19 protein-coding genes are annotated in these 17,756 nt (G+C 70.4%); 9 read left to right on the plus strand and 10 right to left on the minus strand.

Features of this window, described 5'->3' with window-relative positions:
* Positions 1-55 precede the first annotated feature (55 nt).
* The gene (femX, locus tag ACIGAN_RS10810) at positions 56-1,177 is read right to left on the minus strand and encodes a peptidoglycan bridge formation glycyltransferase FemX (protein WP_309093684.1); all 1,122 of its coding nucleotides are present in this window, start codon (positions 1,175-1,177) and stop codon (positions 56-58) included.
* Between the two features lie 165 nt (positions 1,178-1,342).
* Positions 1,343-1,648, minus strand: a complete 306-nt coding sequence (locus ACIGAN_RS10815) for a hypothetical protein (RefSeq protein ID WP_399856717.1) — start codon at positions 1,646-1,648, stop codon at positions 1,343-1,345.
* Between the two features lie 264 nt (positions 1,649-1,912).
* Between ACIGAN_RS10815 and rpsF the strand changes: the two genes are divergently transcribed.
* The 4 genes from rpsF to rplI all read left to right on the plus strand — a co-directional run bounded on the left by rpsF (position 1,913) and on the right by rplI (position 3,609).
* Entirely contained in the window at positions 1,913-2,203 is a 291-nt protein-coding gene (gene rpsF, locus ACIGAN_RS10820) for a 30S ribosomal protein S6 (RefSeq protein ID WP_030237450.1), read from the plus strand.
* 71 nt (positions 2,204-2,274) lie between these two features.
* Positions 2,275-2,862 (plus strand): single-stranded DNA-binding protein, encoded by a 588-nt coding sequence (locus ACIGAN_RS10825; protein ID WP_362275863.1) that lies wholly within the window; start codon positions 2,275-2,277, stop codon positions 2,860-2,862.
* A gap of 45 nt (positions 2,863-2,907) precedes the next feature.
* Positions 2,908-3,144: a 30S ribosomal protein S18 gene (rpsR, locus tag ACIGAN_RS10830; RefSeq protein WP_003949403.1), complete on the plus strand. Its 237-nt coding sequence runs from the start codon at positions 2,908-2,910 to the stop codon at positions 3,142-3,144.
* A gap of 18 nt (positions 3,145-3,162) precedes the next feature.
* Entirely contained in the window at positions 3,163-3,609 is a 447-nt protein-coding gene (gene rplI / locus ACIGAN_RS10835; protein ID WP_094054815.1) for a 50S ribosomal protein L9, read from the plus strand.
* A 184-nt stretch (positions 3,610-3,793) separates the two neighbouring features.
* On the opposite strand, the gene ACIGAN_RS10840 is transcribed toward rplI, so the two are convergent.
* On the minus strand, positions 3,794-5,131 hold the full coding sequence (locus ACIGAN_RS10840) for an MATE family efflux transporter (RefSeq protein ID WP_399856719.1): 1,338 nt from the start codon (positions 5,129-5,131) through the stop codon (positions 3,794-3,796).
* A 460-nt stretch (positions 5,132-5,591) separates the two neighbouring features.
* Between ACIGAN_RS10840 and dnaB the strand changes: the two genes are divergently transcribed.
* The gene (gene dnaB / locus ACIGAN_RS10845) at positions 5,592-7,073 is read left to right on the plus strand and encodes a replicative DNA helicase (protein WP_399856721.1); all 1,482 of its coding nucleotides are present in this window, start codon (positions 5,592-5,594) and stop codon (positions 7,071-7,073) included.
* Between the two features lie 74 nt (positions 7,074-7,147).
* The gene (locus ACIGAN_RS10850; RefSeq protein ID WP_399856723.1) at positions 7,148-8,533 is read left to right on the plus strand and encodes a serine hydrolase domain-containing protein; all 1,386 of its coding nucleotides are present in this window, start codon (positions 7,148-7,150) and stop codon (positions 8,531-8,533) included.
* Between the two features lie 58 nt (positions 8,534-8,591).
* Here ACIGAN_RS10850 and ACIGAN_RS10855 read toward each other — a convergent pair whose 3' ends face one another.
* Together ACIGAN_RS10855 and ACIGAN_RS10860 are read right to left on the minus strand one after the other, a co-directional pair.
* A complete protein-coding gene (locus ACIGAN_RS10855; protein WP_399856725.1) occupies positions 8,592-9,044 on the minus strand; it encodes a GNAT family N-acetyltransferase in 453 nt (150 codons plus the stop codon).
* Between the two features lie 34 nt (positions 9,045-9,078).
* Entirely contained in the window at positions 9,079-9,543 is a 465-nt protein-coding gene (locus ACIGAN_RS10860; protein ID WP_365736473.1) for a MarR family winged helix-turn-helix transcriptional regulator, read from the minus strand.
* Positions 9,544-9,685: 142 nt separating this feature from the next.
* Here ACIGAN_RS10860 and ACIGAN_RS10865 point away from each other — a divergent pair, with 142 nt between their 5' ends.
* Together ACIGAN_RS10865 and ACIGAN_RS10870 are read left to right on the plus strand one after the other, a co-directional pair.
* Entirely contained in the window at positions 9,686-10,894 is a 1,209-nt protein-coding gene (locus ACIGAN_RS10865; protein ID WP_365736475.1) for an MFS transporter, read from the plus strand.
* Between the two features lie 56 nt (positions 10,895-10,950).
* The gene (locus ACIGAN_RS10870; protein ID WP_311682665.1) at positions 10,951-11,373 is read left to right on the plus strand and encodes a GlcG/HbpS family heme-binding protein; all 423 of its coding nucleotides are present in this window, start codon (positions 10,951-10,953) and stop codon (positions 11,371-11,373) included.
* 78 nt (positions 11,374-11,451) lie between these two features.
* Here the strand turns inward: ACIGAN_RS10870 and ACIGAN_RS10875 are convergent, their stop codons facing one another.
* The gene (locus ACIGAN_RS10875; protein WP_399856728.1) at positions 11,452-12,318 is read right to left on the minus strand and encodes a GNAT family N-acetyltransferase; all 867 of its coding nucleotides are present in this window, start codon (positions 12,316-12,318) and stop codon (positions 11,452-11,454) included.
* 590 nt (positions 12,319-12,908) lie between these two features.
* On the opposite strand from ACIGAN_RS10875, the gene ACIGAN_RS10880 reads away from it, so the two are divergent.
* Positions 12,909-14,318: a globin domain-containing protein gene (locus ACIGAN_RS10880; protein WP_399856730.1), complete on the plus strand. Its 1,410-nt coding sequence runs from the start codon at positions 12,909-12,911 to the stop codon at positions 14,316-14,318.
* Positions 14,319-14,330: 12 nt separating this feature from the next.
* Here the strand turns inward: ACIGAN_RS10880 and ACIGAN_RS10885 are convergent, their stop codons facing one another.
* The 4 genes from ACIGAN_RS10885 to ACIGAN_RS10900 all read right to left on the minus strand — a co-directional run bounded on the left by ACIGAN_RS10885 (position 14,331) and on the right by ACIGAN_RS10900 (position 17,756).
* Positions 14,331-14,813 (minus strand): NUDIX hydrolase, encoded by a 483-nt coding sequence (locus ACIGAN_RS10885; RefSeq protein ID WP_365088533.1) that lies wholly within the window; start codon positions 14,811-14,813, stop codon positions 14,331-14,333.
* Between the two features lie 167 nt (positions 14,814-14,980).
* Positions 14,981-15,886, minus strand: coding sequence for a LysR family transcriptional regulator (locus ACIGAN_RS10890; RefSeq protein WP_399856732.1), 906 nt, complete (start codon positions 15,884-15,886; stop codon positions 14,981-14,983).
* A gap of 197 nt (positions 15,887-16,083) precedes the next feature.
* Positions 16,084-17,268, minus strand: a complete 1,185-nt coding sequence (locus ACIGAN_RS10895) for a cystathionine gamma-lyase (protein WP_365736483.1) — start codon at positions 17,266-17,268, stop codon at positions 16,084-16,086.
* Positions 17,265-17,756, minus strand: coding sequence for a low molecular weight protein-tyrosine-phosphatase (locus ACIGAN_RS10900; protein ID WP_399856734.1), 492 nt, complete (start codon positions 17,754-17,756; stop codon positions 17,265-17,267). Before ACIGAN_RS10900 ends, ACIGAN_RS10895 begins: the two co-directional genes overlap by 4 nt.

Raw genomic sequence — 17,756 nt, forward strand, 5'->3', positions numbered from 1 at the left:
TGCGGTGGAACAGCGGTTGCCGTGTGTCAGAGGTATCGAAGCACTGAACGGGACATCAACGGCGCGACATGTAGATGTCGAGCGCCTTGTGCAGCAGCTTGTTGAGCGGGAAGTCCCACTCGCCGAGGTACTCGGCCGCCTGGCCGCCGGTGCCCACCTTGAACTGGATCAGGCCGAAGAGGTGGTCGGTCTCGTCCAGCGAGTCCGAGATGCCGCGCAGGTCGTAGACGGTCGCGCCGAGCGCGTAGGCGTCGCGCAGCATCCGCCACTGCATGGCGTTCGACGGCCGGACCTCGCGGCCGATGTTGTCGGAGGCGCCGTAGGAGTACCAGACGTGGCCGCCGACGATCAGCATCGTCGCCGCCGACAGGTTCACGCCGTTGTGCCGCGCGAAGTACAGCCGCATGCGGTTGGGGTCCTCGGAGTTGAGGGCCGTCCACATACGCTGGAAGTACGACAGCGGGCGCGGCCGGAAGTGGTCGCGCACGGCCGTGATCTCGTACAGCCGCTGCCATTCCTCGAGGTCCTGGTAGCCGCCCTGGACGACCTCGACGCCGGCCTTCTCGGCCTTCTTGATGTTGCGGCGCCACAGCTGGTTGAAGTTCTTGTGGACCTCTTCCAGGGAACGGTTCGCCAGCGGCACCTGGTAGACGTAGCGCGGCTGGACGTCGCCGAAGCCGGCACCGCCGTCCTCGCCCTGCTGCCAGCCCATGCGGCGCAGCTTGTCGGCCACCTCGAACGCGCGCGGCTCGATGTGGTCGGCCTCGATGTCGCGCAGCCGCTTCACGTCCGGGTTCTGGATGCCCGCCTTGATGGACGTGGCCTCCCAGCGCCGGATGATCACCGGCGGGCCCATCTTCACGGAGAAGGCGCCCTGCTGCTTCAGGTGCGCCAGCATCGGCTCGATCCACTCCTGCAGATTCGGCGCGAACCAGTTGATGACGGGGCCCTCGGGCAGGTACGCGAGGTAGCGCTTGATCTTGGGGAGCTGCCGGTAGAGGACGAGACCCACGCCGACCAGCTCGCCGGTGCGCTCGTCGAACCAGCCGAGGTTCTCGGAGCGCCACTCCGCCTTGACGTCAGCCCAGGCCGGGACCTGCATGTGGCTCGCCGACGGCAGGCTCTGGATGTAGGCCAGATGCTGCTCTCGACTGATGGTCCTCAGGGTCAGGCTCATTCGGGGCGCTCCTCGGGCTGGTGTGTCCCCATGGGTTCAGGGGCTCCGGCTCTCGCGCGAAGCCTACTGCGCCGTGGGAGCGCGCCGGTTGGGCGTACGGCACCTGCGCCCCGGCCCGAGGACGGCCGGGGTGCCGTCCGTTGTGCGAGAAGGGGTGCTCCGGCGTCAGCCGATGAGGCCGCCGTGCATCATGCCCAGGAAGAATCCGACGCCCGAGGTGCCCAGGCCCAGGATCAGGCCGAAGCGCTCACGCGTCGTCTCCGAGATCCACTGGCCGTAGGCGCCCGTGAGAATGCCCACCAGGCCGGCCCAGGAACTGAGCACGTGCAGGTCGTCGCTGATGATCGCCGTGAGGAACGAGGTGAGGCCCAGCACCAGGGTCACCGCGAGCAGCGTGTCCTGGAGGGGGTGGGGCTTGCCGTCCGTGGCGAAGAGGCCGCCGGCGGTGTTGGGTCGCAATGCCTGTGCCATAGGGCACCTCCTGCGAAAGTCGGCGCATCGTAGCGCCATACACACCCGATGTGTACAGATTGGCTGCCCTCGCGACCGGATTTCAACCGGAAGCCACCGTGCGGGTACTCTGTACCGTCCGCACCGGTGTCTGCCCATGTCATGGCACGGGCTTCTCCACAGAACCCCTGACTGTCAGTGGTGGCCGATACCGTTGCCTACGCATCACAACCCTCCTGCCACGGAACGACCGTGGCCGCTGAGTCCAAAGGAGGTGGGTTCCACATGCGTCACTACGAGGTGATGGTCATCCTCGACCCCGACGTCGAGGAGCGCGCTGTCTCCCCGCTGATCGAGAACTTCCTTTCTGTCGTCCGTGACGGCGGCGGAAAGGTCGAGAAGGTCGACACCTGGGGTCGTCGTCGTCTCGCGTACGAGATCAAGAAGAAGCCCGAGGGCATCTACTCGGTCATCGACCTGCAGGCCGAGCCTGCGGTCGTCAAGGAGCTCGACCGCCAGATGAACCTGAACGAGTCGGTCCTCCGGACCAAGGTCCTCCGTCCCGAGATGCACTGAGCTTCCACGCTCAGCTGATCCCGGGATTCGAGTAGCAAGCAGCCAGAGCAAACCCGCCGAGAGGTTCCCCCATGGCAGGCGAGACCGTCATCACGGTGGTCGGCAATCTTGTCGACGACCCCGAGCTGCGCTTCACCCCCTCCGGTGCGGCCGTCGCGAAGTTCCGTGTCGCGTCCACTCCCCGCACCTTCGACCGCCAGACGAACGAGTGGAAGGACGGCGAGAGCCTGTTCCTGACCTGCTCGGTCTGGCGTCAGGCGGCGGAGAACGTCGCGGAGTCGCTCCAGCGAGGCATGCGCGTCATCGTGCAGGGCCGGCTGAAGCAGCGGTCCTACGAGGACCGTGAGGGTGTCAAGCGCACGGTCTACGAGCTGGACGTCGAGGAAGTCGGCGCCAGCCTGCGCAACGCCACGGCCAAGGTCACCAAGACCAGCGGCCGAGGTGGCCAGGGCGGTTACGGCGGCGGCGGTGGCGGCGGCCAGGGTGGCGGCGGCTGGGGCGGCGGCCCCGGCGGCGGCCAGCAAGGCGGCGGAGCTCCTGCCGACGACCCGTGGGCGACCGGTGCTCCCGCCGGTGGCAACCAGGGCGGTGGCGGCGGCTGGGGTGGAAACTCCGGCGGCGGCGGTGGCGGCGGCTACTCGGACGAGCCCCCCTTCTAAGGGCGGGCTCGCACCCACACTTCTTGATCACACAGGAGAAACACCATGGCGAAGCCGCCTGTGCGCAAGCCTAAGAAGAAGGTCTGCGCTTTCTGCAAGGACAAGGTCACGTACGTGGACTACAAGGACACGAACATGCTGCGGAAGTTCATTTCCGACCGCGGCAAGATCCGTGCCCGCCGCGTGACCGGCAACTGCACGCAGCACCAGCGTGACGTCGCCACGGCCGTCAAGAACAGCCGTGAGATGGCGCTGCTGCCCTACACGTCCACCGCGCGATAAGGGAAGGGTGACCGACTCATGAAGATCATCCTCACCCACGAGGTCTCCGGCCTCGGCGCCGCGGGCGACGTCGTCGACGTCAAGGACGGCTACGCTCGCAACTACCTGATCCCGCGGAAGTTCGCGATCCGCTGGACCAAGGGTGGCGAGAAGGACGTCGAGCAGATCCGTCGTGCTCGCAAGATCCACGAGATCCAGACCATCGAGCAGGCCAACCAGGTGAAGGCCCAGCTCGAAGGCGTCAAGGTCCGTCTGGCCGTCCGCTCCGGCGACGCCGGTCGTCTCTTCGGTTCCGTCACCCCGGCCGACATCGCGTCCGCGATCAAGGCTTCCGGTGGCCCCGAGGTCGACAAGCGCCGCATCGAGCTGGGCTCGCCGATCAAGACGCTGGGCGCTCACGAGACGTCCGTGCGTCTGCACCCCGAGGTTGCCGCCAAGGTCAACGTCGAGGTCGTCGCGGCCTGAGTGCTGCGCTCGCTGAAGCAGTGAGCGATGGGGTCGTGCCCTGCGGGGTACGGCCCCATCGTCGTGTCCGGCGCCGGTTGGCCTGCCCGGCTCCCGGCTGTCCGGACGGGTTTCACGTGAAACAGCGCGTTCTGTGGAGCAACCCCTGTTTCACGTGAAACCGTCGATGTTTCACGTGAAACGGTCAGCGCGTCGCGCCCGTCACGATCCAGCGTCCCGAGCGGCTACGGAGCCACAGGGTCAGCATCCGCACGGTCATCATCAGCGTCATCGTGGCCCACAGCGCGGTGAGCCCACCGCCCAGCACCGGTACCAGCAGCGCTGCCGGGGTGAACACCGCGAGAGTGAGCAGCATCGCCCAGGCGAGATAGGGGCCGTCGCCGGCGCCCATCAGCACGCCGTCCAGGACGAAGACGATGCCGGAGATCGGCTGGGAGAGGGCGACGATGACCAGCGCGGGCAGAGCCACGTCCATGACCGCGGGGTCGCTGCTGAAGAGGGGCAGGAACACCGGGCGGGTGATGACCACCAGGATGCCGAGAACGACTCCGACGGCGATGCCCCACTCCACCATCCGGCGGCAGGCGTCGCGGGCGCCCTGGGCGTCACCGGCTCCGAGGTACCGGCCGATGATGGCCTGCCCCGCGATGGCGATGGCGTCGAGGGCGAAGGCGAGCAGGCTCCACAGGGACAGGATGATCTGGTGGGCGGCGATGTCGGCGTCCCCGAGCCGGGCGGCGACCGCCGTGGCGATCATCAGAATCGCCCTCAGGGAGAGGGTCCGCACCAGCAAGGGCACTCCCGCCTGAGCCGAGGCCCTGATCCCGACGGCGTCCGGGCGCAAGGAGGCGCCGTGCTTGCGGGCGCCCCGGAGGACCACGACGAGATAGACCGCGGCCATGCCGCACTGCGCGATGACCGTGCCCCAGGCGGAGCCGGCGATCCCCAGGTCGGCGCCGTAGACGAGCCCGGCGTTGAGGGCGCCGTTCGCGACGAATCCGGCGATGGCGACGTAGAGCGGGGTCTTGGTGTCCTGCAGGCCGCGCAGGACTCCGGTCGCGGCGAGGACGACGAGCATGGCGGGGATGCCGAGCACGGAGATGCGCAGATAGGTGGTGGCGTAGGGGGCCGCCGCCTCCGACGCCCCGAAGACGTCCACGAGGTGGGGTGCCGTGGGCAGAGCGACGGCCACGACGGCGGCGCCGAGGAGCAGCGCCAGCCAGATGCCGTCCATGCCCTGCCGGATGGCGGCCTGGAGATCACCCGCACCCACTCGGCGGGCGACCGCCGCCGTGGTGGCGTAGGCGAGGAAGACGAAGACGCTGACGGCGGTCATCAGCAAGGCCGAGGCGACGCCGAGACCGGCGAGCTGGGCCGTGCCCAGATGGCCGACGATGGCGGTGTCGGCCAGCAGGAAGAGGGGCTCGGCGACGAGTGCGCCGAAGGCCGGCACGGCCAGCGCGACGATCTCTCGGTCGTGCTGTCTCCGGCCGTCTCGACGGCGCGCGGGGGCCTGTGTCATGTGCACCAATCTAATCGTCCACAGGTAAGAGATGCAAAGCCTTTGGGACCCTTACTTTGCGTTCCGGGACGCGCACTGCTGTGCACCTTTCGAAGCGATCTTGCGCCGGTTGGGGAAGTTTTTCTTCTGCACAGCCGGTGGATGGCAAAGGTGCAGGTCAGAAAGGTCTCGCTGGGTGAGGGCGCTGCTTGTTCACAGGGCTGTCCACCGGGTCGTGCACAGGTTTCGCCGAGTTCTCCACAGCATCTGGGCCGTCGTCCACATGGCCTGTGGATAACCAGATTGGCTGACGGTGCCGAGAGGCCTACCGTGGTCCGGCGCCCGCTCCGTCCGCCGGTTTTCAAAACGCCGCAAAACCGGCGCCGACCAACCGGAGTTGGGCCTCTCATTTGTCAGTGCCGTGCCGTAGAACAGAGAGGCACGGCGAGGTCTGCTGCGGCGGACGGGAGGAGGTGGCTCGGTGAGCATTTCCGAGCCCTTGGACGACCCGTGGGCCGACAGCGGGCCCAGTGATCGTCTGCCCTCCTCCCGCCGCCGGGGCGACGGCGGCCGGTCCCGTGACGAACAGCACGAGCGCGGTCCGGACAACGGGGCGTGGGACGGCGGTTCGAGCCCGGCGTTCGAGCGGGTGCCCCCGCAGGACATCGAGGCGGAGCAGTCCGTCCTCGGCGGCATGCTGCTGTCCAAGGACGCGATCGCCGACGTCGTCGAGATCCTCAAGGGCCACGACTTCTACAAACCGGCCCACGAGACGATCTACCAGGCCGTCCTGGACGTCTACGCCAAGGGCGAGCCGGCCGACCCCATCACGATCGCCGCCGAGCTCACCAAGCGCGGCGAGATCAACAAGGTCGGCGGGGCCTCCTATCTGCACACCCTCGTCCAGACGGTGCCCACGGCGGCCAACGCGGCCTACTACGCGGAGATCGTCCACGAGCGCGCGGTCCTGCGCCGCCTGGTCGAGGCGGGCACGCGCATCACGCAGATGGGATACGCGGCCGACGACGACGTGGACGAGATCGTCAACCGCGCCCAGGCCGAGATCTACGCGGTCACCGAGCAGCGCACCAGCGAGGACTACCTGCCGCTCGGCGACATCATGGAGGGCGCCCTCGACGAGATCGAGGCGATCGGCTCGCGCAGCGGCGAGATGACCGGCGTGCCCACGGGGTTCACGGACTTCGACTCGCTCACCAACGGCCTGCACCCCGGCCAGATGATCGTCATCGCCGCCCGTCCCGCCATGGGCAAGTCCACGCTCGCGCTCGACTTCGCCCGAGCGGCCTCGATCAAGAACAACCTGCCGAGCGTGATCTTCTCCCTCGAGATGGGGCGCAACGAGATCGCGATGCGCCTGCTGTCCGCCGAGGCACGGGTCGCCCTGCACCACATGCGCTCCGGCACGATGACGGACGACGACTGGACGCGTCTGGCCCGGCGCATGCCGGACGTCTCCGCCGCCCCGCTCTACATCGACGACTCCCCGAACCTGTCGATGATGGAGATCCGCGCGAAGTGCCGCCGCCTCAAGCAGCGCAACGACCTGCGGCTGGTCGTCATCGACTACCTCCAGCTGATGCAGTCCGGCGGGTCCAAGCGGGCCGAGAGCCGTCAGCAGGAGGTCTCGGACATGTCCCGTAACCTCAAGCTGCTCGCCAAGGAGCTGGAGATCCCGGTCATCGCGCTCTCCCAGCTGAACCGTGGACCCGAGCAGCGCACGGACAAGAAGCCGATGGTCTCCGACCTGCGTGAGTCCGGTTCCATCGAGCAGGACGCCGACATGGTCATCCTGCTGCACCGCGAGGACGCCTACGAGAAGGAGTCGCCCCGCGCGGGTGAGGCGGACCTGATCGTGGCCAAGCACCGAAACGGCCCGACGGCGACGATCACCGTCGCCTTCCAGGGTCACTACTCGCGGTTCGTGGACATGGCGCAGACCTGATCCGTCCGCCCACCGGCAGGACGCGCCGGTGAAAAGGAGTCGACTCCCGCGAGCGGGCCGGATGGACTGGGCCCATGACGACACCTCAGGAAGAGCTGCTTCCCGCCACGCGTCGCGCGCTGGTGCACCGGATCGCCGTGGCACAGGCGGAAGGACGAGCGCCGTCGCTGGTCGCGGCCGTCGTCCGGGACGGCAGGGCGGTGTGGCACGGCGCCCGGCCATCGGTGGAGGGGCACGAGCCCGATCACACCGTGCAGTACCGGATCGGCTCGATCACCAAGACCTTCACCGCCGTCCTCGTGATGCGGCTGCGTGACGAAGGGCTGCTCGGGCTCGGTGATCCGCTGGAGAAGCATCTGCCGGGTACGGGCGCGGGGGAGGCCACGATCGCCGAACTGCTCGCGCACACGGCGGGGTTGGCGGCCGAGACGCCCGGGCCCTGGTGGGAGCGCACCTCGGGAACCCTGCGGCCGGAGCTGTCCGACGTGCTCGGCGAGCAGCCCTTCCTGCACCCCGTCGGCCGGCGCCACCACTACTCGAACCCCGGCTACACGCTGCTGGGCGCGCTCGTGGAACAACTGCGCGGCACCTCCTGGGAGGAGGCACTGCGGCGCGAAGTGCTCGAACCCCTGGGGCTGGACCGGACGAGCGTACGGCCGAGTGCCCCGCACGCGGGCGGGTGGGCGGTGCATCCCTGGGCCGACGTCCTGCTGCCCGAGCCCGCCGAGGACCTCGGCCGTATGGCACCCGCCGGGCAACTCTGGTCGACCACCGCGGACCTGGCCCGGTTCGCGGCCTTCCTCGTGCGGGGCGACGAGCGGGTGCTGAGCTCCGCATCGCTGCGCGAGATGCGGACCCCGGCGGCGCCCGCGGAGGCCGTGGACGTCCTGTCCGGTGACGCCTACGGCCTCGGTCTGCAGCTCCAGCGCCGGCACGGCCGCCTGCTGGTGGGGCACAGCGGATCCCTGCCGGGCTTCCTGGCGAACGTCAGCATCAGTGTGGCGGACGACGTGGCGGCGGTCGTGCTGGCCAACTGCACCTCGGGCCCTTCGGTGTCGGCGGTCGCCGCCGACCTCGTCCGGATCGTCGCCGAGGCCGAGCCGCGCATCCCCGCTGCGTGGAGGCCCATGCGCGAGGTGGAGCCGGCCGCGCTGGAGCTGGCGGGCCCGTGGTACTGGGGGACCTACCCCTTCGCCCTGCGGCTCACGGCCGACGGGCTCGCCTCCCTGGAGCCGCTGTCCGGCAACGGGCGCCGCTCGCGCTTCCGCCCGAACGGGGACGGCACCTGGACCGGCCTGGAGGGCTACTACGCCGGAGAGCTGCTCAAGGCCGTACGGAGGCCGGACGGGTCCGTGAGCCATCTGGACCTCGGCTCGTTCGTGTTCACGCGTCAGCCGTACGACGAGACGGCTCCCGTGCCGGGAGGAGTCGACCCCGAGGGCTGGCGCGGGATCGGCTGAGCGAGAAAGGACGGGGTGCCCGTGTTTCACGTGAAACACGGGCACCTGCGACTGCCGGTCAGAGCTGGAGCTTGAAGCCGGTGTGGGAGGCCGTGAAGCCGAGCCGCTCGTAGAAGCGGTGGGCGTCGGTGCGGGACTTGTCGGAGGTCAGCTGGACCAACTGACAGCCCGCCGCACGGGATTCGTCGACGGCCCACTCGATGAGCCGGGACCCCAGACCGCTGCCGCGCTCCTCGGCGTGGATGCGGACGCCTTCGATGATCGACCTGGTCGCGCCGCGCCGGGACAGCCCGGGGATGATCGTGAGCTGAAGCGTGCCGACCACGCGACCCTCGCGGACCGCCACGACCAGGCGCTGGTTCGGATCGGCACGAAGCCGCTCCAGCGCGGTCAGGTACGGCGTGAGGTCGTCCGGTGACTCGCGCTGTGCGCCCAGCGGGTCGTCCGCCAGCAGGGCGACGATCGCCGGGACGTCGTCGGCGCCGGCGGTGCGTATTTCAAGATCTCCCATGGGAGCACCGTACGCAGGCCGGCGCCGGGGCGGGCTATACGGGCACCGGGGCCGTCAGGGTCTCGACGACCTGGACCAGCGGGGCCAGCTCGGGCTTCTTCGCCGCCTCGTCGAGGGCTTCGCGCAGGGCGGCGTCATTGGTCGGCCGTGCCTCCGTCAGCAGCTTCAGGCCCGCCTCGGTGACGTTCGTGTAGATGCCCCGGCGGTCGGTGGGGCACAGGTAGCGCTCCAGGAGCCCGCGGTCCTCCAGGCGCGTCACCAGGCGTGTGGTGGCGCTCTGGCTGAGAACGACCGCGTCGGCGACCTGCTTCATCTGCAGATGGCCTCCTTCGCCGTCGTGCTGCCGGCTGAGCACGTCCAGCAGGGAGTACTCGCGCGCGCTGAGGCCGTGCTTGGCCTGCAGAGCCCGCTCGATGTGGGACTCGATCCTCCCGTGCAGCAGGGAGAGGGCGCACCAGCCCTGGGTGAGGGCGGTGAGCGCGGGGTCCGTCGCAGTCATGGGCGTTTCCTCCGTCCCGGGGCGGCTGACTCCCAGGATAGAGCAATGACGCAATAGACGGCGTTTGCATATAGCCCGCGTCTGCAATTATTGTGGACGCACGCAAAGCGCTCCTGCAATCGTTTGGGAAGGTTACCCCTCCATGCCTCTCGCGCTTCTGGCCCTCGCGATCGGGGCCTTCGGGATCGGAACGACAGAGTTCGTGATCATGGGCTTGCTGCCCGAGGTCGCGGGCGACTACGGGGTCTCCATCCCCACCGCCGGCTACCTGGTCACCGGCTACGCGCTCGGCGTCATGTTCGGCGCCCCGCTGATGACCGTCCTCGGCACCAAGATCTCGCGCAAGCGGATGCTGATGCTGCTGATGGGCCTGTTCATCGCCGGCAACCTGCTGTCGGCGCTCGCCCCCGCTTTCGGCGTCATGCTGATCGGCCGGATCGTCGCCTCGCTGGCCCACGGTGCCTTCTTCGGCATCGGCTCGGTCGTCGCCGCCGATCTGGTCGCCCCGGACAAGAAGGCCGGAGCCATCGCGATGATGTTCACCGGACTGACCGTCGCCAACGTCGTCGGCGTCCCGCTGGGCACGCTCGTCGGGCAGTCCGTCGGCTGGCGGGTCACCTTCGGCATCGTCGCCGCGCTCGGTGTCATCGGCCTGGCCGGCATCGCCCGGCTCGTCCCCGACATGCCCAAGCCGGAGGGCGTGCGGCTGCGGCACGAACTGGCCGCCTTCAAGAACGTGCAGGTCCTGCTCGCGATGGCGATGACCGTCCTCGGCTTCGGCGGTGTCTTCGCCGCCATCACCTACATCGCGCCGATGATGACGCACGTCGCCGGCTTCGCCGACGGCTCGGTCACCTGGCTGCTGGTCCTCTTCGGTCTCGGCATGGTGGGCGGCAACCTCGTCGGCGGCAGGTTCGCCGACCGTGCCCTGATGCCCATGCTGTACGTCTCCCTGGGCGCCCTGGCCGTCGTCCTGGCGCTGTTCACCCTCACCGCGCACGACAAGGTCCTGTCGGCCGTCACGATCGCGCTGATCGGTGCCCTGGGCTTCGCCACCGTCCCCCCGCTCCAGAAGCGGGTCCTCGACCAGGCGCACGGCGCGCCCACCCTGGCCTCCGCCGTGAACATCGGGGCCTTCAACCTCGGCAACGCCCTGTCCGCCTGGCTCGGTGGCCTCGTGATCGCGGCGGGCCTCGGTTACACCGCGCCCAACTGGGTCGGTGCCGCCCTCGCCGCCGGTGCCCTGCTCCTGGCCGTTGCCTCGGCCGCCCTGGAGCGCCGCGCCGGTGCGCCGAGCACGCTCGTCACCGGGTCCGCACCCGCCGAACAGCGGGCCGCCGTCCACCACTGAGCGGTCGGACCACTCCGACCCGTCCCCTCCGCACCATCTCCAGGAGAACCACCCCCATGAGCACCACCACCGCTGTCGCCCCGCTGACCACCCAGGACGCCGACGCCCTCGTCGCCGCCGCGAGCCGTGCCGCCGAAGCCGCCGGGGTCACCGTCAGCGTCACCGTCCTGGACGCGGGCGGGCACCTGCTCGCCTTCCGGCGGGACGACCGCGCCGTGCTGATCTCCGGTGAGACCAGCACCCGCAAGGCCTACACGGCGCTCCAGCTGAACGCGCCCACCGCCGACCTCGTCGACGCCGTGCAGCCCGGAGGCCTCTTCCACACGCTCCCCACCGCGCTCGACCGGCCGCTGCTGTTCATCGCCGGCGGCGTGCCGGTGCACCGCGACGGCCGCCTCATCGGCGCGATCGGCGTCGGTGGCGGAGCCCCCGAGCAGGACCACGCCTTCGCCACGGCCGCCGTGGAAACCCTCGCCTGACCCGGCCGGCCCCCTCGGGGCGCCACGACGCCGGTTCCCCGCCGCTCGGGGAGCCGGCGTTCGGCGTGCCGAGGGCCGTCAGCCCGCCGCGACCGTGACCGGCGCGAAGCGCCGGCTCCAGTCTCCGGGCAACTCGGTGATGCCGTAGGTCATCACCGAATTGAACGCGACGGAGGCCAGACCGCGCTCCTTCACCCAGGCGAGCAGCTCCTCGTGCCGCACGTCGATGTCGGTGCGCAGCGGGCGGTCGGTGTGGGCGGCGAGAGACGCGATGAGAGCCTGGGCCACGGCCGTGTCCCGGGCGATGAGCGGGCCGACGACGTGTGTCGCCATGTTGGGCCAGGCGGCCGCGTAGCCGACGATCCGCCCGCCCTCCTCGGCCACGCGCAACTGGTCCGCGAACGCGGGCAGTCGGGTGACGATGTGGGTGCGGTCGGTCCCGAAGACCTGCTCGTCCAGCCGGAGGATCGCCGCGAGATCCTCGGCGGTCGCGGCACGGGTGGCGACCGCCGGCTCCGGTCCTCCGGCGATGAAGCGCCCCATCACCATCTCCGCCCGTCCAGTGACCTTGAAGCCGAGTTCCTCGTAGAGCGGGCGGCCGTTCGGGGTCGCGTGCAGGGTGAGGGGCGTGGTGCCCATCGCGGAGACCACGTGGCGCATCAGCCGCCGTCCGACGCCCTGCCGGGCGTGCCGTCCGGCGACCAGGACCATGCCGATCGCGGCGAGGGCCGGGCGTTCATGCGGTCCGTACTCGGTGACGACGCAGGCGCTGACCAAGCCACCCTCGGGATCGTCGATGCCCCACCCCTTCCCGGCCGTGAGGAGGAAGCCCCACTTGTGCTCCTCCCGTGGCCACCCCCGGTCCTCGGACAAGTCGGCGCAGGCGGCGAGATCGCGCAGCGTCAGGCGGCGGATGGGAAGAGCGGCAAGGGAAGGAGTCGACACGCAGGTCAGGCTGTCCGACAGGAGCCCCCGGCGTCCACCTGTTTCGGCAGAGTCATACGAGCTTTTGGCCAGTTGCAGTCGCATGCGGAGCGCGCCCTCACGACGTCGCTGTTTCACGTGAAACACGCAAGAACAGCAGGTGGCCGACCGGGAGGGCCAATGCGTCTATTCCGCGCACCAGTTGGCCGGTCGGCGATTCGCGTCGTGCCCTCATTCGTGACGGGGGGAGGGGGGACTTGTGTGCGCCGAGACGGCCGGTAGGGTCGACTCCGGTTCGCGTCAGGGACGGGTGACCCGTTTCCCGCGGACCGCGTGCAAGGCAATGCAGCCTAAAGGGACGGAGAGATCGAAGACCCGCGTTTCCGGTAATGCGACGAGAACCGCCCAGGCGAGTGGGACGCTCGAAGAGAGTGCTGCGGGCAATGTCACACTCTCGCCTTACTTGTCCGTACGGAACCGGATCAACGATTGAATGTGGCCGCATTGGCCGAGACAGGGATGGGCACACAGCCCGTCCACGGGGGAAAGCAGGCACCTTCCGACCAGGAAGTGCGCAGACCGACCGAAAGATGCTCGAGGCGAGGCACACCATGGACGCTCCGACCACCACGCCGGCCGACAACGGCACTTCTGGCGGCGGGGGCGAATGGTTCACGCCCCGCAAGAAGCCGGAGCCTGCCGGCGAGTCCGGCCCGGCGCAACGCACCGGTCCCGCGGCAGGGCGCCGCCCGGCGGCGATACGCCCGGTGGGCCGGCCCACCGCCCCGTCGACGGGTCCCGCGCCCACGGCGCTCACCCCGGCGCCCTTCACCGCGACCCCTGCCGCCGCACCCCAAGCGCCCGCACAGCGGCCCGCACCGGCACCGTCCCCCTCTGCCCCCGAGGCCTCCCCGGACGCCCTCCTCGTCCGCCGTGCCATGGCCGAGATCGCCCCCGTGGCCGACAAGGTCACCTCGTACTTCTACGCCCTGCTCTTCGTCCGCCACCCCGATCTGCGGTCACTGTTCCCCGCATCGATGGACACCCAGCGGGACCGGCTGCTCCGGGCGCTGCTCACGGCCGCCGAGCACATCGACAACACCGACGTCCTCGTCGACTACCTCCAGAACCTCGGCCGGGGCCACCGCAAGTACGGCACCCGGCCCGAGCACTACCCGGCCGTCGGCGAGTGCCTCATCGGCGCGCTGAGCAAGTACGCCGCGGAAGTCTGGGACGAGGAGATGGAGGCCGCCTGGGTCCGGGCCTACACCACCATCTCGCAGATCATGATCGACGCCGCGGCCGCCGACGAACTGCGGGCACCGGCCTGGTGGTACGCGGAGGTCGTCAGCCACGAACTCAGAACCCCGGACATCGCGGTCGTCACCGTCCGGCCCGACCAGCCGTATCCCTTCCTCGCGGGGCAGTACACCAGTGTGGAGACCCCCTGGTGGCCGCGGATCTGGCGGCACTACTCCTTCGCCTCGGCGCCGCGCTCGGACGGTCTGCTGTCGTTCCACGTGAAGGCCGTGCCGGCCGGCTGGGTCTCCAACGCCCTGGTGCACCGGGCACGCCCCGGCGACATCATCCGGCTGGGCCCGCCCGCCGGTTCGATGACCGTCGACCACACCACGGACAGCGGGCTGCTGTGCCTGGGCGGCGGCACCGGCATCGCCCCCATCAAGGCCCTGGTCGAGGACGTCGCCGAGCACGGGGAGCGCCGTCCGGTCGAGGTCTTCTACGGCGCCCGCACCGACCACGACCTGTACGACATCGACACCATGCTCCGCCTCCAGCAGATCCACCCCTGGCTCTCGGTCCGCGCGATCATCGACCAGCAGGCGCACCAGCAGCTCCCGGACGCCGTACGGGCCTACGGACCGTGGAACGAGTACGACGCCTACCTCTCGGGCCCGCCGGGAATGATCCGCAGCGGGGTGCACGCCCTGAGGGACAGCGGCATCCCGTCGGACCGCATACGGCACGACTCGGTCGAGGAACTGGTCTCCGCGGGGGACTGACCCATCGCGGCCTCACCCCAGGTCGGGAGCGTGCATGGCCCGTACGCCCTCGATGTTGCCGTCGAGGTAGTGCCGCAGCGACAGCGGCACGAGATGCACGGAGGCGATGCCGACCCGGGTGAAGGGCACGCGCACGATCTCGTACGTGCCGATGGGCTCGTCGACCTCGGGGCCGTGGCGGAGGGAGGTGTCCATGGACTCCAGCCGGCAGACGAAGAAGTGCTGCACCTTCACCCCGGTCGCGCCGCCGTCCTCCCCGATGTGCTCCACGGTGTCCACGAAACAGGGCACCACATCGGCGATCTTCGCGCCGAGCTCCTCGTACACCTCCCGGTGGAGGGCGTGGACGACGGTCGGATCGTCGGGCTCGACCCCGCCGCCGGGCGTCACCCAGTAGGGATCGATGCCCGGCTTGGTGCGCTTGATCAGGATCAGGTCGTCACCGTCCAGGAGAACGGCGCGGGCGGTGCGCTTGACCACGGGTCGGACGGTCATGGGGGAAATGTGGCCCGGCTGGTTCCACGTGAAACATCGCGACATGTCACCGGCCGGGTGCCCCGCGTGAAGGGTCGCCCCCAGGCGGCCCGGCGCCCCGGAAACCCCCGCACACGAGTCCCGGCCCGCCTGCCTTCGCGACCCTGCCGTGCCCGCTCGCCACGCCCTCAGCACCACTCGCTCGCCGCCCGCTGCAACCACTCGTGGGCCCGCGCGATGTGCGGCATCGCCATGGTCCCGGTCCGGACGACCAGGAAGTACGTCCGCAGGGGCGGAACCGCCGGCTCGTGCAGCGCGACGACGTCACCCCGCTCCAGCGCCTCCGCGCACAGGTAGCGCGGCAGCACCGCCAGGCCCGCGCCCGCGGTCGCACAGGCGAGGACCGCGCGCAGGTCGGGGACGACGACCGTGCCCGGGGCGGCCGGGCGGGAGTCGAAGACCGAGGCCCAATAGCGGGAGACGAAGGGCAGCGACTCGTGCACCTCCACCACGGGCACCTGCTCCAGGGACGGCTCCGGCTTGCGGTCCGGCTCCCCGGCGCCGATCCGCTCGGCCCAGCGCGGGGCGGCGACCAGGACGTGCTCCTCGTCGCAGAGCGCAGTCGCCGTGAGCAGGGAACCCCGCGGACGGGCCGTGCTGATGGCCAGATCATGATGCCCGGCAGAAAGCCCTTCCAGGGTCTCCTCGGCGTTCCCGAAGGAGACGCGCAGCGCGAAGCCCTGCCCGTCCTCGCCGGTGAGTTCCGTGAGCGCGGGCAGGGCTCGTTCGGCGGTGAACTCCGGGGGCCCCGCGAGGTGCAGCGTCCGTAAGGAGGAGTCGTCGTGGAGACCGGTCTGGGCGATCTCCACCAGGGCGTCGAGGTGCGGCGCGGCCTTGTGGGCGAGCTCGTCACCGATGCTGGTCGGGGTCACACCGCGCGCCTGCCGCAGGAACAGGGGGCGGCCGAGCTGCCGTTCCAGGGTCCTGATCTGCGAGGTGACGGCCGGCTGGGAGAGGCCGAGCAGGGCGGCGGCGCGAGTGAAGGAGCCGGCCCGGTGCACGGTCACGAAGGTCCGCAGCAAGGCCAGGTCCACCGGCACTCTCCCCTCGTCGGCCCCCGCTCCCGGCCCCCCGGCCGCGCCCAACTATAAATAAGTCGATAGGCCCCTGTCGCTACGGTGATTGGACACTGACAGAGAGTCAACTAGCCTTGGTCAGGCGGTTCTTGCGCGCGGAACCGGAGGGCGGTCCGAGCCACGAGGGGGGAGGCCCGGACCGCCCGCGGGGGTGGTCAGCCGGCCGACGCGTCCAGGGCGCGCAGCAGGTCCGCCACCAGGTCGTCCGGGTCCTCGGCCCCCACCGACAGGCGGACGAAACCCTCCGGAACGGCGTCCCCGCCCCAGCGTCCGCGCCGTTCGGCCGTGGAGCGCACACCGCCGAAGCTCGTCGCGTCGTCCACCAGCCGCAGGGCGTCGAGGAAACGGTCGGCACGCGCGCGCGTGGGCAGCGTGAACGACACCACGCAGCCGAAGCGCCGCATCTGCTGCGCGGCGACCTTGTGCGAGGGGTCCTCGGGGAGCCCGGGGTAGCGCAGCCCGGTCACCTCGGGACGGGCGCGCAGCGCTTCGGCGACCGTCAGGGCCGTGGCGCACTGCCGGTCGACGCGCATCTGGAGCGTCGCGATCGAGCGGTGGGCCAGCCAGGCCTCCATGGGCCCCGGGATCGCGCCGACGATCTTGCGCCAGCGGCGGACGGCGGCCATGGCCCCGGCGTCACGCCCCACCACGTAGCCGAGGAGGATGTCGCCGTGGCCGGTGAGCTGCTTGGTGCCGCTGGCCACCGTGAAGTCGGCGCCGAGGTCCAGGGGGCGCTGACCGAGCGGGGTCGCGAGCGTGTTGTCGACGGCGACCAGCGCTCCACGCGCGTGTGCCGCCTCGGCGAGCCGCCTGATGTCGCACACGTCGAGCCCCGGGTTCGAGGGCGTCTCGATCCACAGCAGCTTGGCGCCGTCCAGCACGTCGAGCTGGGCGTCGCCCCCGGTCGGCGCGGTGCGCACCTCGATGCCGAAGGCCTCCAGCTGGGCGCGGACCAGCGGCAGCGCCTGGTAGCCGTCGTCGGGCAGGACGCACGTGTCACCGGCGCGCAGCTGGGAGAAGAGCACCGCCGAGATCGCGGCCATGCCCGAGGCGAAGACGAGCGTCTCGGCATCGTCCGCGCCCGGCGCCTCCAGTTCGCCGATGGCCCGCTCCAGCAGCGTCCAGGTCGGGTTCTCGTCCCGGCCGTAGGTGTAGGGGCCGGTCGGGTCGCCCGGCAGGTGGAAGTGGGCGGCGAAGACGGGCCCGGGCAGGGTGGGCTCGTGCTTGACCGCCTCGGGCAGTCCCGCCCGCACCGCGCGCGTGCCGTCGCCGGCGCCCGCGGCCGTGCGGCCCGCGTCGTCCGTCGTTCCGCCCTGGTCACCCGTCACGGAATCGTTCATGCCGCACGTCCCTCCATGTTCTCGCGCACCGCGGCGAGCAGACCGGTGCTCGCCGCCTCCACCATCTCAAGACACTCCTCGAAGCCCTCCGGGCCCCCGTAGTACGGGTCCGGCACGTCGAGGTCGTCACCGGCGGCGGGGTCGTAGGAGCGCAGCAGCTTGACCTTGCGCGCGTCCTGTTCCGTGGGCGCCAGGCGGCGCAGGGCTCCGAGGTGGCCGGAATCGAGCGCGATCACCAGGTCCAGGCGGGAGAACCACGACGGCTGGAACTGCCGGGCCGTGTGGCTCGTGGTGTAGCCGTTCTCCTCCAGGACGGCCACCGTGCGCGGATCGGCGCCGTCGCCCTCGTGCCAGCCGCCCGTGCCGGCGCTGTCCACCTCGACCAGGCCGTCGAGTCCGGCCTCCGCGACCCGCGCGCGGAAGACGACCTCGGCCATCGGGGAGCGGCAGATGTTGCCCGTGCAGACGAAACAGACGCGGTACGTCAT

The sequence above is a fragment of the Streptomyces sp. NPDC085931 genome, assembly GCF_044540565.1.
Taxonomy (GTDB): domain Bacteria; phylum Actinomycetota; class Actinomycetes; order Streptomycetales; family Streptomycetaceae; genus Streptomyces.

Excerpts from the sequence above, each read along its gene's own strand:
- ACIGAN_RS10900 (WP_399856734.1), bottom strand. The coding sequence starts at position 17,756 with ATGACGTACCGCGTCTGTTTCGTCTGCACGGGCAACATCTGCCGCTCC.
- rplI (WP_094054815.1), top strand. The coding sequence starts at position 3,163 with ATGAAGATCATCCTCACCCACGAGGTCTCCGGCCTCGGCGCCGCGGGC.
- ACIGAN_RS10870 (WP_311682665.1), top strand. The coding sequence starts at position 10,951 with ATGAGCACCACCACCGCTGTCGCCCCGCTGACCACCCAGGACGCCGAC.
- ACIGAN_RS10895 (WP_365736483.1), bottom strand. The coding sequence starts at position 17,268 with ATGAACGATTCCGTGACGGGTGACCAGGGCGGAACGACGGACGACGCG.
- femX (WP_309093684.1), bottom strand. The coding sequence starts at position 1,177 with ATGAGCCTGACCCTGAGGACCATCAGTCGAGAGCAGCATCTGGCCTAC.
- ACIGAN_RS10880 (WP_399856730.1), top strand. The coding sequence starts at position 12,909 with ATGGACGCTCCGACCACCACGCCGGCCGACAACGGCACTTCTGGCGGC.
- ACIGAN_RS10815 (WP_399856717.1), bottom strand. The coding sequence starts at position 1,648 with ATGGCACAGGCATTGCGACCCAACACCGCCGGCGGCCTCTTCGCCACG.
- rpsF (WP_030237450.1), top strand. The coding sequence starts at position 1,913 with ATGCGTCACTACGAGGTGATGGTCATCCTCGACCCCGACGTCGAGGAG.
- ACIGAN_RS10855 (WP_399856725.1), bottom strand. The coding sequence starts at position 9,044 with ATGGGAGATCTTGAAATACGCACCGCCGGCGCCGACGACGTCCCGGCG.
- ACIGAN_RS10885 (WP_365088533.1), bottom strand. The coding sequence starts at position 14,813 with ATGACCGTCCGACCCGTGGTCAAGCGCACCGCCCGCGCCGTTCTCCTG.
- ACIGAN_RS10865 (WP_365736475.1), top strand. The coding sequence starts at position 9,686 with ATGCCTCTCGCGCTTCTGGCCCTCGCGATCGGGGCCTTCGGGATCGGA.
- ACIGAN_RS10850 (WP_399856723.1), top strand. The coding sequence starts at position 7,148 with ATGACGACACCTCAGGAAGAGCTGCTTCCCGCCACGCGTCGCGCGCTG.
- ACIGAN_RS10860 (WP_365736473.1), bottom strand. The coding sequence starts at position 9,543 with ATGACTGCGACGGACCCCGCGCTCACCGCCCTCACCCAGGGCTGGTGC.
- ACIGAN_RS10840 (WP_399856719.1), bottom strand. The coding sequence starts at position 5,131 with ATGACACAGGCCCCCGCGCGCCGTCGAGACGGCCGGAGACAGCACGAC.
- rpsR (WP_003949403.1), top strand. The coding sequence starts at position 2,908 with ATGGCGAAGCCGCCTGTGCGCAAGCCTAAGAAGAAGGTCTGCGCTTTC.
- ACIGAN_RS10825 (WP_362275863.1), top strand. The coding sequence starts at position 2,275 with ATGGCAGGCGAGACCGTCATCACGGTGGTCGGCAATCTTGTCGACGAC.